We start from the raw sequence: 11,720 nt of genomic DNA, 5'->3' as shown, positions 1-11,720 counted from the left end.
ATTACCACCTCTTATCTTTACTTGTCCCTAACAAAGGGCGTAATTGTTCTGAAATCGCTTCACGTGCACGAAATATTCGCGACCGTACAGTTCCAATAGGGCAATTCATGATATTGGCAATTTCTTCATAACTTAACCCATCAATCTCCCTTAAAACAATCGCCGTACGCAATTCTTCCGGCAATGAATCCAATGTCTGATTAACCGTTTGAGCAATTTCCTGACTCATCAGTTCACTCTCCGGTGTATTCATTTCCTTTAGCAAACCACCATCTTCAAAGTCTTCTGCATCTTCATTATCGAAACCTTGCAAAGTTGGTAATTTCCGCCCTTGAGATACCAAGAAATTTTTTGCAGTATTAATACCGATACGATATAACCACGTATAGAAAGCACTATCTCCGCGAAATGAAGATAATGCTCGATATGCTTTAATAAACGCTTCCTGCGTAACATCCTCAACCTCAGCGGAATCGCGTATAAATTGCGACAACAAACGAGCCAACTTGCGCTGATACTTAATCACCAGCAGATCAAATGCCTGCTTATCCCCGCTTTGAACTCGTTCTACTAACTGCTGATCGATTTCCCGATCACCCATACAACTTGATATCCCTGAGCATTTTAAATGAATTTAGACTTATTCTTGTTCCATTATAGGCGCCATAATGACACAAATGAATAAGTATACCTATCCAAATGAATCTCGGGAACTATGTAATTCCATATCTATCGCATTAAAAGACACTTAACCCTACTGATTAGTTCACTATAGTTCACTATTTGTGATTGAGCATAATCTATGAAACTAAGCCGAATGTATCTAGGTTGAGGCATTCTGAGTCTGTTATTATTCAATTTACTAATCATAAAAATAAAGACCAGCTTAATGACTGACAATAATTACGATACGCTCATTATCGGTAGCGGATTAGCCGGATTTTCACTAGCGCTGCATTTAGCGCAGTACCAGAAGGTTTGCATTGTAACCAAACAAGCTGCCGAATCTGGGGCCAGTTCATGGGCACAAGGCGGTATAGCAGCGGCGCTCTCAAATGAAGACTCCCCGTCACAACACGTTCAAGATACTTTAATTGCCGGAAGTGGTTTATGTGATGAAGGCATCACACGCTTCGTAACCGAAAATGCAGCTGATGCGATTCATTGGTTGATCGATCAAGGAGTAATCTTTACCTACGACCAAACAAGCGAAACCGGCTATCACTTAACTCAAGAAGGAGGCCATAGCACACGGCGCATCATTCACAGTGGCGACGCTACTGGTAAAGCCGTCCAACAAGCGCTAATTCAAAAAATACGATTGCATCCGAATATTACTGTCCTAGAGCATCATATCGCTATCGATCTGATAACCGATGATAGATTAACTGATTCCACAAAAGACCGAAATAAACGATGTATTGGTGCATACATTCTTGATAAGAAAAAAGATAAAGTACTAAGCTTTGCTGCACAAAATACCGTGCTGGCAACTGGGGGGGCCAGTAAAGTTTATCTCTACACTACCAATCCCGATACAGCCACCGGTGATGGTATTGCAATGGGTTGGCGGGCGGGCTGCCGAATTGCCAACATGGAATTCATTCAATTTCATCCAACCTGCCTTTATCATCCTCACGCAAAATCTTTTTTAATCAGTGAAGCTGTTCGTGGTGAAGGTGGGTTATTAAAACTTCCCAATGGCGAACGTTTCATGTTATGGCACGATCAGCGCGGCGAACTTGCTCCGCGTGATATTGTGGCTCGTGCTATTGACTTTGAAATGAAAAAAAGAGGACTGGATTGTGTTTACTTAGATATATCACACAAACCCGAAAATTTTTTAAAAGCGCATTTTCCAACAATTTATGCCCGCTGTCTGAAACTGGGTATCGATATTACCAAAGAACCAATCCCCGTGGTTCCTGCCGCTCACTACACTTGCGGGGGCGTAATCACCGACAATCATGGCAAGACCGATTTGAGCAACCTATACGCTATCGGAGAAACCGCGCACACTGGATTACATGGTGCCAACCGTTTAGCCAGCAATTCCCTCCTGGAATGTTTAGTGCTGGCTCAGACTGCAGGAAGCGACATTATCAATCAACCCACAAATGAATTACCAAAACTTCCGGATTGGGATGAAAGCCGTGTCACAGACGCCGATGAAGAAATCGTGATTGCACATAACTGGGATGAATTACGCCGTTTTATGTGGAATTATGTTGGCATCGTGCGTACCACAAAAAGATTGCAGCGCGCACAACACAGAATCGAGCTACTGCGTGAAGAAATCAATGAATACTATACCAACTTCCGTGTCACCAGCGATTTACTGGAATTACGCAATCTAGTCGATAGCGCTGATCTGATTGTGCGGTGCGCATTGCAACGTCACGAAAGCCGGGGATTGCACTACAGCAAGGATTATCCTGATACATTACCACTTGCAGAAAATACAGTGCTAAAAAGAGAAATTAGGTAACCCCAATGAAGCCTGAAATCATTCGATCTGCGCAGTTGTCGTTTCACAATCGTGTGCGTTACACTCATATAACCTTTTTTATCTACCCTTTCACGAGCAATGCAAACCTACTGGACTAATCCGAGCGTTATAGAATGGTGCCAATATCTCCTCGACAGCTATGCTGACTGGATCAAGCTGGAGCTAATGGATCGTAGCGGTACACCGCTGACACAAGCCGAGCGACTGTTCAACAGCGCGTTTATTGTAGCATCCCATGGCACGGAAGCTGATCCCATATTAAATTACGGTAATCAGGCAGCCCTTAATTTATGGGCCATGGATTGGCAGCAATTCATACGAACACCCTCACGCTTCACAGCCGAGTCACCCAGCCGTGAAGAACGTGCGCGCATGCTGCAACAAGCTAAAATACAAGGTTATATTTCCAATTATAGCGGTATAAGAATTTCCAGCGAAGGAGAACGTTTTCTGGTTGATCAAGCCATCATTTGGAATATACACAAACCTGACGGCACGGCAATTGGACAAGGCGCCACTTTCTCCAATTGGAAATATTTGGACTAAATGAATTTCTTCAAATCTACTCAGCACAAAACAAATTTGCCCGAAACCAAGAACTGGTTTATTCTTTGCCCCCTGTTTGCTAACACCCCGGAGAAGTGACCGAGTGGCTGAAGGTGCACGCCTGGAAAGCGTGTGTACGGTTTAAACCGTACCGCGGGTTCGAATCCCGCCTTCTCCGCCACATCCCCTTCCGCATAAATCCAAAGCAATCCACGAAACACAATAAGCAAGCAGATTTAAAAGAAGTTTGCCTCCGCAGCAATCCAGAATAATCCGCTAGAAGCCAGTCAAAAAATGTGGTAAAAAGTGTAGTAATTATTTTTACCACACCTAAAGTTACCACACTATGGCTATTAAAGAATTACTGACAGACTTGGCATGCAAGAATGCTGTAGTTAATGGTAAGAAAATACTTAAACTCCATGATGGTCAAGGGCTTTACCTATGGATATATGAAGATGGCCGCAAGTATTGGCGGTTGCGCTATAAAATTCATGGCAAGGAAAAATCCTTATCGCTGGGTGTTTATCCTGTAGTAGGACTAAAGCAAGCCCGGCAGCTAGCACAAGCTGAACGAATAAAACTATCCAGTAATATTGATCCTTCAATTGATCGTCAAATCAATAAGCAAAAAGCAAAGGAAGCCACAACCAATAGCTTTGAAGCTGTTGCCCGTGAGTGGTATACAAAACAAACCCATACATGGGTACCAAGTCATAGTAAAGATGTTTTACGCAGACTCGAAGGGAATGTGTTCCCCTATATTGGTTTGTACCCAATCAGTCAGATCGATGCCCCGCAATTACTCAACATGATCCGTATCATTGAACATCGTGGCTCTTATGACCTGGCGCATAGAGTGCTTGGGATGTGTGGTCAGGTATTTCGCTATGGCGTGGCAACGGGTCGTTGTAGTCGTGATCCTACTGCTGATTTGAGGGGCGCACTTACGCCACACAAGAAAAAGAATCAGGCGGCTGTCAAACCTGAAGAGTTACCAAATTTATTACGAGCAATAGCTACCTATGAAAAGATAGGGGATAAGCAAACACAGCTTGCATTGCAATTGCTGGCTTTAACCTTTGTGCGCACCAACGAACTGATTAGGGCATTGTGGGCAGAGTTTGATTTAAATAATGCGCTATGGATTGTTCCCAGTGAACGAATGAAGATGAGGAACGAACATGTAGTACCCCTCACCCGCCAGGCATTGAGCATACTGACTGAATTAAAAACCATCGCCGGTGATAGTCGTTACCTGTTACCCGGACGCAATCCTAACAAACCCATCAGCAATAACACATTACTTTTTGCACTTTACCGTTTAGGATATAAAGGCAAAATGACCGGGCATGGTTTCCGGGCTGTCGCATCCACTGCATTGAATGAATCCGGGTTATTTAGTCCCGATGCCATTGAGCGTCAATTGGCACACGGTGAAAAGAATGAAGTACGGGGTGCATATAACCGGGCTGAATATTTACCGGAACGGAAAAGAATCATGACATGGTGGAGTGACCATTTAGAAGCAATAGAAAAAGGTGCAGATGTCATTCCGTTATTTGGAAAATCCATTTGATTTTTGCATCATGATTTTCTTGCTCTAGTCCTACCCCTGTTTTTTGAGTGGGGCAAGTGGGGCGAGTGGGGCGGAATCGCTGAAATCGTTATGACTATTGGTTTGTAGCTGCCCTACTTTTCCAGAATCGACACCCAAAGCAGTGGGGCGCGCCCTACTTTTAGGGGGGATTGCGGTATTTTTAGGGCCGATATGCGCTCCAAATTTTGTAATTTTGTAGCGTAATTGAAGTGAAAATGCAGCGCGGAAAGTTCCTGGTGCCGCCTGTCAACACAAGGGAATTAAGAGAGTTGCAAGTGTAATACCGTTGCCAAACAATTGGTTGAAATGTTCATATTCAATCGTATGCCGCTGATCCAAAGGCATTGTATTTGCACATATGCGCTTTATCAGTAACAACGGCATTTTGGTAAAGTAGTCACCAAAAATTATAGCAATACTCTCAATTCGAGACTTGTCCTCAATCTTCGTACTAAAATATAAGGCTAATCGCAGAAACTGAATAAATTTCTAATCTTTAAGTATTTTTATTAATATACCATTAATAAAAATAGCCCCTCCGACTATTAAGCAAGCTACTAAGAAATTTAATTCTGTAAACTTACTTAGTATGCCTCCTCCGACTGTCGCTATGATAATAAAAATTAGGAAACTTTTTATATCTATAAACGTTTTCATTGCGAACATCCACAATTTGATAGTCCTAACAATATTGCGCCTCCAACACTAGCTTGCGCTCCAATCACATTTAGAGGGAAATTTGTTCTTCCAGCAGAAGCCCTAATTTCTGCGTCATTTTTACCTGCACTTCTTAATCCCTCGTAAGTCCTCTTTCTAAATTTTATGAGCTGCCCTTAATCTGGACACCATTGCCATCAGATAATCAGTATTTATCTTCTTTTCATTTAATCCCGGAAGTTCAATATAAATATGCTTCAGAATTTCTTCCTGTAATTTCCTCAAATCCTCTCGTTCCAATTTGGTGTTATGTAGAAACTCATCTAATGCACAACTAGCAAAATAATTATTTCCATTCGGTGATATGGACGAATCCGCCTCTATCATCAATGCCACCTCCTCTAAGGAAAGATCCTCAAATATTTTCCCCGGGATTTTTATTACATCGTGCATGTGAAACATGAATTTCATAGTTACTCCTTATTGCTTAGATGATCTCAATTTAACAATATCAAAATGCCTATTTCTGACACCTAATCTCAAAGTAGGCCCATTATTACGACTCCAACCAAATCTAATTTCACCACTACGAAGCCCATCTATAGTCTTTCCTCCATAAGCAGGGTGACCAATTACTCTGCCTCCGGGACCCAATGCCATTACTCCTTTTGCCAGACCATATCCACCTAAACCAAAACTTAATCCATAACCAGCATATCGACCATTCGAATATGCAGTTGAACACTGATTAACAGAATCATTTACGTCTATTGCTTTTCGAGCCAATTCAGACAAGCTTGTGTTAAATAATCCAAATCCAGAGCTAATGGCATCACCAAAGCCTGCGGTGGCATCTACAAAGCCCTGAGATAAAACAGGTAACTCAAACAAACCGTATGGATCGATATAGCTGAGTGGATTTGCAGTTGTATAAAGGTAAGCATTCAACCCACCCGCAAGCCCAATGGGATCAGGCGAGACATACCGCCCAGTTTCAGGCTCATAATATCGGAAATAGTTGTAATGCAGATTGGTTTCCTTATCAAAATACTGCCCCGGGAATCTGGGATGATATTCGAATAATTGGCTATTATTGTCCGGGTCTTCATCCGGCAGGTTGGCACCGAAGGCGTGGGTGTTTTCCCAACGCCACACCGCATTGTTGCTCTGATTGACGATCACTCTCGGGGTGTTGAGATGATCGGCATGGATGAAGTAAGTCTGAATCGGGCCGGTTGCGGTGGGTTTGCGGATCACGGCCACCGGAATGTCTTCGAGCCAGATGGTTTCCTGTCTGACCAGCCAGTCATCCGTCGGTGTGGCGGTGGTCGAATTGTCGCGGTATTCACCGATCAATTGCCCGGCTTCGTCATAGAAGAAAGTAAACTTAGAACTCAGCGGGCCATTCTTGCTGACGCGTTGATCCAAAGCATTGTATCGGTACGTGTGCGTCTTGCCGTTATTGACCGTGGTTGAAAGCTTGCCGGCAACATTCCAGGTAAAGGTGGTGACGCCATCACTCAACGGATTTCCGGCGGCATCATAGGTGTACGTTTTCATCACCGGCCCTGCGACACTCTGCAAACGGTTGCTGTCAGTCGCCACAGTATAGAGATGATTGGCACTGCCGAATTGCGCATTGGTGCGGTTGCTGTTGGCGTCATAACCCCACAGTAAGAAACTGGTGTTGTCGGATTGGCTGGTCAGCCGATTCAATGCGTCATAATCATAGGTGCGGTTATATACCGGGTTGGTGTCGACGGTGTTGATGATGCGGCTGGCGGCATCATAGATCAGCGTGCGGGTATCGCCGTCCACACGATGGGTTTTGATTCTACCGTCGGAATCGAAACTACGCGCATACGCCTGGTTATTACCCCACACCCAGCTTTTGGGCTCGCCAAACGGTTGATAGACGATATTGCTCAATAACACATTGCCATTGACCCGGATTTCATTCGGGCGGCCGTCGGCACCATAAGCGGTGGTTACCTGCGTGCCGGAAGGATAAGTCATCTGTATCGTGCGACCAAAGCTGTCGTACTGATATTCCAGCGTTTGCGTGTAGTCGCTGGTGCCGCTTTTGGCGATCTGGGTTTTGTTGAGCAATCGGCCATGCAGGTCATAGCTGAAACTGGTTGAACCGGATTCATCCGACATGCCGGTCAGACGGCCAATACCGTTGGTTCCGGTATCGTAGCTCCAGATCAATGCGGCCACGCCGGGAACGCCGCTCACAGTGACGTGGGCGCGCTTGGTGGGACGGTTAATCGCATCCCAGGTATAGGTATGTTTGACGCCGCGCGCATCGGTCACCGTCTTGAGATTACCGGCGGTATCGTAGGTGTAATCAATGGTGCCGCGATCGGCGGATACTTCCTGCATGACGTCGCCTAAACCATTGTAGGTGTATACGGTGTCGATATCGCGCGGATCGGATACCTGCGTGATCTGATCCAGCGCATCTTGCATTTGGCCGGTGATACCGCTGGCCGCATCGGTGATTTGTGTCAGGCGGTTGCGTGCATCAAACTGATAGCTGGCGGTATGCAATAACGGATCGATGATCTGCTTCAGATTGCCTTGCGCGTCGTATTGATACTGCGTGGTCTGGCTTTGTGCGCCGATATCTTTCCATAGACGGCTTAGCGCATCGTATTCGCGTTGCTGGGTTTTTGTGACGTTATTGAGCGGATCGAACCATTGCTCCTGGGTACGGTTGCCCCTATTGTCCAAGGTATACTGCACGCGGTTGCCGAGATTATCGGCAATACCGGTCAAGCGGTGTGCGGCATCGTAGGTGTAACTTAGGAAACTGCTGTCCGGAGCGATGATTTTTTTAAGTTGTCCGGCGTTGTCATATTGGTAGCTGGTGATCTCGGCTCCAACCGTGCGGCTCAATAACCGTTGACGGACATCGTAGGTAAGTGTTGTAGTCAATCCGTTGGGATCGATGATTTCCTCTGGCTGGCCGTGGGCGTTATAGCGTGTGATCTGGGTGACATGGCCCAATGCGTTGGCGATACTGGCCACTTGCGCACGGCAACCCAGATGACCGCCAGTACAGGCGGCATCCGGTGCGTAATAGTCGGTGGTGGTGACATCCGTCACATCGGTGCGCGGGCCGTTCTCGGTTTTTTGCACGATCACGCCGGGGATGCCGGTGTGATAGACATAGCTGGTATTCCATATGCGCTTGGCATTGGTCGCGGTATCCTTGATCTGATACTGCGTGACGTTGCCGTGGGTGTCAAAGACATAGCTGGTTTCCCGTCCGGCTTCGGTGATTTTGACCGGCAGGCGGTAATTCACATGCCATTCGGTGAGTATTTTACGCTCGCTGCTGTTGGCAGCAGGGTTATAGCCGATTACGTCCCCCGGGCAGTTGCTGCTGCTGTCCAAACCTTCAACCCGGGCAATTTCCAGATTCCGGTTCAGATCGAACACATAACAGGTTTTATTGCCATTGAAATCGGCACGGCTGGCGACATTACCATTCACATCATAAGTGATCGCGGAAGATGCGGCATTGCAACCGGAGCCCGCCGGTTGCGATTGGCCGGTGCTTTTGGCTACACCCAGGATGGTTTGGAAATTATGTGTGTATTGGCTGTTTAAGGGATCGGTGACGATGGTATTGCTGCCATCGGTGCTGTAACCCAACACATAGCGCTCAACACCTCCTGCGTGTTCGGTTACCACCGCCCGGCCTTGCGTATCGTAGGTATAGGTTGCATAGCGCACCCCGTTCTCATCGGTGATGCCGGTCAGTGCATTGGGTAGATTGGTATTGCCAGTATAGGCTTGTTCGTTGTAATGATAGGTGCGGGTTTTAGCATCGGGATAGATAACTGAAGTCAGATTACCGTTGGTGTCATAAGCATATTGATACACGCCATTGCCCGGATCAGTCATGGTCGCAATGCGACTGGAACCATCGTAAGTAAAGCTCAGTGTGCGACCGGTATCGTCGGTGACAGTCGCTAAACGGTCATAGGTGTCATAGCTCAGTGTTTGCGTGCGGTCATTACGATCGGTGATGGAGAGTAATTTACCTGAAGTATTGTAGGTTTCGATCGTGTCGTCGGCTGTGGTTAGCTGCCAGCCACTACTGGGAACTTCAATGATCTTGTCGGATATGTCACCATCACCTACCCATAGACCACCATTAAGTCTGAAGAATATCGTTCTGCCATCGGGGCGTTCTGCAAACGTAATGGGAGGTGTTGCTGTCGGGTTTAAAACTAACCGGCCACCATAGTTATTGCGCCATTGAATGCCGATATTGCGATCGAGCTTATTTTGTTGGCTGTTGTAATAGCGGGTAAAGTCAAATGACGTAGAATTATAGTCTGACTCAGTGGTGCTTTTATTGCCGGTTCTGGGGTGTACCGGGTTTCCTATCGAATCACAGGTTGAATGATTACCCAGGTTTTTGGTAGAAATTATTTTTTCAGAAGTGCTATTAATGTCGCAAGAAAATGGAGTAAATTCAATGCCCCCTTCATAAAGCCATGAAGCTTTTTTTCCTCCATACAAACATGTATATAATGGGTATGCATTAAGATTGCTCCATGTAAAATTTGATTGTGTAGTGGTATCAAAACCGCTACATGAAATTGTTTGCAGTACAGTTACTTTACTTGGATTACACTGGAAATTAGGCCAACCTGGAGATATTGAAGCCTCACAAGTTGATTTGATAGGAGTGGAGTTATTTCCAAAAATTGGAACCCAACATCCTTCAAGCTGCGCAGGATAAGAAAATATTTCAGCTTTGACCAAAGCTGATTTGAATCCTAGAGTTAAAAATGTCAAAAGAAAAAACAAAATTGAGCTTAGTGAATGATTGTTTTTTATAAAACTTAATGACATAACTATCCCTATTCCAGCTATTGATTGGTGATTGCTACAATTGATTGCTGACTATGATGTATCCCAAAAATATTCGGGAATGCGTAATTGTTATTGCTTAATGCGCGCTTGATGAACTTCGCGTGCTTTGGAAAATGGAGGCATTTTATGGATGTTCCTTGCAATCAAAATGATAAATAGCGGCATTTTTATCCGTTACTTTACGTTTTAAATTGATCAATTCAGTCAAATCCTGGGGAGGATTACCTAATAACTAGGAAAATTACAAATTTAGAAATCGGGTTTTAGGTTAGAATAATTTCATCATCCCATAGCTAGGCCAGGCGAAAAGCGGAGACCTTCACCGCCTTGGGGTGACTTACCTTGAAGGGGGCACTTTGAAGGGGTGGTATATGCTTAATGATCCTATCGATCTTTCTGACCACATTAGAAAAATAACTACTCCTGAATTGCCGGATCAAATTAAAGAATTGCTTGAGCCTGGGAGATTTGCCAGAAGAATTGAAGCTGCGAGCATTCCTGATGCTTTAGTGAATATTTTTAAAATACTATCTCCAATTTCAAATAACACAGAAAATTGTTTTAGTAATTTATTCGAACCAATTCGAAGCACATGTAAATCAAATGGTGCTCTTCGATACAAAAAACAAATAATTGTTCTAGAAAGAGAATTAGCGATTATTGAGAGAAATTACCAGAATGATAAGCCGCTGGTCGAGCTGGCAAAGATAGTTATAGCAAAAGATAATAAGAGAATCAAAAGCTTGCAACAATCTTGCACCAAGTATTCTGAAAAAAACAAGAAAGACTGGGAAAAAGAGGCCGAGCGCATTAGGCAGAATAACCCTGTAAATACATCCGCTTCGCTATTAGCTCGGTTAGTTAGAGAAAACCTTGCTTTCCCTGATAAAGCTCATGAATCGATCAGGAAGCACTTATTGACCAAAGAGTTTAAGTCCCACGAAAAGAAAAGAGCTAAGTCAGTATAAATAGATAGGCAAGCTTCTCGAAATACCTATTCCAAATCATTACATTCCTTAACAAGTATTCCGTGCCAAGGAATACGGCCATGTATATAACGTTAAGGAGCACTAATGAATCAAACTATATCCACTCCGCAACAGCAGTTGCAGCCAAAAAAACATCAATCGACATCACAGCTTGAACGGCTCTTATGTCTTGCTGAAGTCGAATTCCAGACCGGTTTTAAAACTAGCTTTCTATATCAGTTAATGAAAGAAGGTAAATTCCCCAAACCAGTAAAGATCGGCACAGCCAGCCGCTGGCGCGAATTTGAGGTGCAGCAATGGATTCATGATCAAATCAACACGGCATCCAGCAAACATCCAAAGGCATAAAGATATGAATAATTTTGCGCCTGTAAATAGAATAATTGAAACCCATAGGCTGCACAGCGAAGGATGCGCGTGCAGAATTTCACCGCCTGCCCGTGGTTCTACTGCTGAGCAAATGTTGAAGGCGTGGCTTAAGGATCATCCTAACCATATCAGAAAAGAACATCTTGCTGCTAAA

Annotated in this window: 9 protein-coding genes and 1 tRNA gene; 6 read left to right on the top strand and 4 right to left on the bottom strand. The window is 44.6% G+C overall.

Annotated elements, in window-relative coordinates; genetic code table 11:
• Window position 1: 1 nt before the first annotated feature.
• On the bottom strand, window positions 2–601 hold the full coding sequence (gene rpoE / locus CPG39_RS13315; RefSeq protein WP_013646992.1) for an RNA polymerase sigma factor RpoE: 600 nt from the start codon (window positions 599–601) through the stop codon (window positions 2–4).
• Window positions 602–889: 288 nt separating this feature from the next.
• Between rpoE and nadB the strand changes: the two genes are divergently transcribed.
• The 4 genes from nadB to CPG39_RS13295 all read left to right on the top strand — a co-directional run bounded on the left by nadB (window position 890) and on the right by CPG39_RS13295 (window position 4,634).
• Window positions 890–2,488, top strand: a complete 1,599-nt coding sequence (gene nadB, locus CPG39_RS13310; RefSeq protein WP_096294043.1) for an L-aspartate oxidase — start codon at window positions 890–892, stop codon at window positions 2,486–2,488.
• A gap of 99 nt (window positions 2,489–2,587) precedes the next feature.
• Window positions 2,588–3,055 carry an MEKHLA domain-containing protein gene (locus CPG39_RS13305; protein ID WP_096294042.1) on the top strand — a complete coding sequence of 156 codons (468 nt, stop codon included), beginning with the start codon at window positions 2,588–2,590 and terminating at the stop codon, window positions 3,053–3,055.
• Between the two features lie 89 nt (window positions 3,056–3,144).
• A tRNA-Ser gene (locus CPG39_RS13300) sits at window positions 3,145–3,236 on the top strand.
• 165 nt (window positions 3,237–3,401) lie between these two features.
• Window positions 3,402–4,634 (top strand): tyrosine-type recombinase/integrase, encoded by a 1,233-nt coding sequence (locus tag CPG39_RS13295; RefSeq protein ID WP_096293938.1) that lies wholly within the window; start codon window positions 3,402–3,404, stop codon window positions 4,632–4,634.
• Between the two features lie 510 nt (window positions 4,635–5,144).
• On the opposite strand, the gene CPG39_RS14555 is transcribed toward CPG39_RS13295, so the two are convergent.
• The 3 genes from CPG39_RS14555 to CPG39_RS13285 all read right to left on the bottom strand — a co-directional run bounded on the left by CPG39_RS14555 (window position 5,145) and on the right by CPG39_RS13285 (window position 10,097).
• Window positions 5,145–5,312, bottom strand: a complete 168-nt coding sequence (locus CPG39_RS14555; RefSeq protein WP_172424130.1) for a hypothetical protein — start codon at window positions 5,310–5,312, stop codon at window positions 5,145–5,147.
• 156 nt (window positions 5,313–5,468) lie between these two features.
• Window positions 5,469–5,783, bottom strand: coding sequence for a hypothetical protein (locus CPG39_RS13290; protein WP_096294041.1), 315 nt, complete (start codon window positions 5,781–5,783; stop codon window positions 5,469–5,471).
• A gap of 9 nt (window positions 5,784–5,792) precedes the next feature.
• A complete protein-coding gene (locus CPG39_RS13285) occupies window positions 5,793–10,097 on the bottom strand; it encodes an RHS repeat-associated core domain-containing protein (protein ID WP_172424129.1) in 4,305 nt (1,434 codons plus the stop codon).
• Between the two features lie 482 nt (window positions 10,098–10,579).
• Here CPG39_RS13285 and CPG39_RS13280 point away from each other — a divergent pair, with 482 nt between their 5' ends.
• Both CPG39_RS13280 and CPG39_RS13275 read left to right on the top strand, forming a co-directional pair.
• Entirely contained in the window at window positions 10,580–11,176 is a 597-nt protein-coding gene (locus CPG39_RS13280; protein ID WP_145956250.1) for a hypothetical protein, read from the top strand.
• 105 nt (window positions 11,177–11,281) lie between these two features.
• Entirely contained in the window at window positions 11,282–11,545 is a 264-nt protein-coding gene (locus CPG39_RS13275; RefSeq protein WP_096294038.1) for a helix-turn-helix transcriptional regulator, read from the top strand.
• Window positions 11,546–11,720: the final 175 nt, after the last annotated feature.

Origin of the sequence: Nitrosomonas ureae, assembly GCF_900206265.1 — a bacterium.
Classification (GTDB): Bacteria; Pseudomonadota; Gammaproteobacteria; order Burkholderiales; family Nitrosomonadaceae; genus Nitrosomonas; species Nitrosomonas ureae_C.
The sequence above is the reverse complement of the archived record's forward strand: the minus strand, read 5'-3'. Positions and strand labels throughout refer to the sequence as shown.